The 1684-nt window shown below is 67.8% G+C and carries 2 protein-coding genes and 1 pseudogene; all 3 read right to left on the bottom strand.

The genetic code is table 11. The features are described 5' to 3' along the window. A pseudogene (locus AC1DY5_RS54580) lies at positions 1 to 174 on the bottom strand (long-chain fatty acid--CoA ligase); the annotation flags it as partial. 238 nt (positions 175 to 412) lie between these two features. Continuing rightward, entirely contained in the window at positions 413 to 1405 is a 993-nt protein-coding gene (locus tag AC1DY5_RS54575) for a Bug family tripartite tricarboxylate transporter substrate binding protein (RefSeq protein ID WP_478122521.1), read from the bottom strand. A 50-nt stretch (positions 1406 to 1455) separates the two neighbouring features. After that, positions 1456 to 1684 (bottom strand): cupin domain-containing protein (locus AC1DY5_RS54570; protein WP_478122520.1); only part of this gene is annotated, 229 nt, incomplete at its 5' end.

Genomic DNA, 1684 nt, shown 5'->3' with positions numbered 1-1684 from the left:
GCCTGATGTCGCGCTCAGGATCGATGCGATCCAGGCCGTAGGACACCGGTAGGTGCAGCGGTGGACATCGCCCTCCACCCGACGCGACACCACCACTTGGTCCGCGTGGTGGCGCTCCGCATGGCGCAGCAAAGCAGAAATCAGCAGGGGCTGATGCATCATTTGACCCAGCATGGGAGTCTCCTTAAAAATTGAACGGATAAAAAAGGCGCGCCGGCGCCTGTGGACGGTTTCAGATCGCGAGCTGTTGGACACCCCAGCGCGCTGGTGAGCTGCAGAACCGCCGTGCCTTGCATGGTTTCCGCAGAACACCGCCTTCGTCGACATCGCGACCCCACTCGCCGCGCAAGGACGACCCGGGCGCGGAGCGTCTGCGCGCCCCGCACTCGCCGTCGCGCACGCTAGCGAGACATCACTCCGGCTTGAAGCCGATCGCCTGCAGCCTCGCGCCCTGCCGATCGGACGCGGTGTGCAGCCGGGCCATCAGCTCGTCGGGCGTTGCGCCGGTGCCGGGCGACATCCCCAGCGTCGCGAAGGAGTCGCGCAGCTTCGGGTCCTGCAGTGCCTTGAGCGTGGCCTCGCGCAGCCTCTGTTGGATGGGCGCCGGCATGTCGGGCGTGGTCCACAGGCCGATCCAGACCGTCTCGGTAAGGTCCTTGTAGCCCAGCTCGGCGAAGGTGGGAACCTCGGGCATCAGCGACAGCCGCGTCGGCGAGGTGGTCGCGAACACCTTGAGCCTGCCGGACTTGACGTGCGGCGCTACGTTACCCGCGCCGTCGAACATCACCTGCACCTGCCCGCCCATCAGGTCCTGAAGCGCCGGGGGCGAGCCCTTGTACGGCACGTGCAGCATGTCCAGCCCGGCCACCTTGTTGAGCTCCAGGCCGAGGGTGTGCGACATCGTGCCAGCGCTGTACGAGGCGAAGTTGATCTTGCCCTTGTTGGCCTTCACGTGGGCGATCAGGCCCGCCAGATCGGTGGCCGGCAGTTGCGCGTTGGCTGCCAGAACCAGCCCGCCGCGGTTGAGCTCGGCCACCGGACGCAGCGCCTTGAACGGGTCGAACGGCACCTTGAACGCGTGCGGAATCTCCGAGACCAGGCCGCTGAGCTGCACCATGAAGGTCGCGCCATCGCGCGGCGACTTGAGCAGCTCCTGCGCACCGAGCAAGCCGGCGGCGCCGGCCTTGTTCTCGACGATGACCTGCTGGCCGAGCAGCGGCGTCAGGCGCTCGGCGAGCACGCGCGCCGAGACGTCCACCGCGCCGCCCGGCGGGCCGCCGACGACGAGCCGGATCGGCTTGTCGGGCCAGGTCTGGGCGCCGGCCGCCGTGGCGGCCAACAGCATCACGCCGGCGACCGCGGCGCGGTGCAGCAGTCGGCGGGCGGGATTGAAGCGCTTGTTCATTGGGTGTCTCCTTATGGGGTGCGTCGGTAGTTCGGTTGGATCGTTCGGACTCAGACGCTGAAGCTGCTCACGTCGACCGGCTTGACGCCGTTGGCGCGGCAGAAGTTCAAGTAGCGCTCGACCATCGACTTCCAGTTCTCGATGGCGAGCACCGCACCCTCGGGGCTCATGAGGTCCCAGTCGCCCTGGACGATGTTGAGCGTGATGACCTCGTCGTCGCCCACGCTGATGGGCGTGTGACGCGAGCCGGCGGTCTCGAAGACGAAGCTGCCGGGGCCG

This window comes from Variovorax sp. P4_D9, from assembly GCF_056401695.1.
Note: the sequence above shows the minus strand (reverse complement) of the source record. Positions and strands in the feature narration are given on the sequence as shown.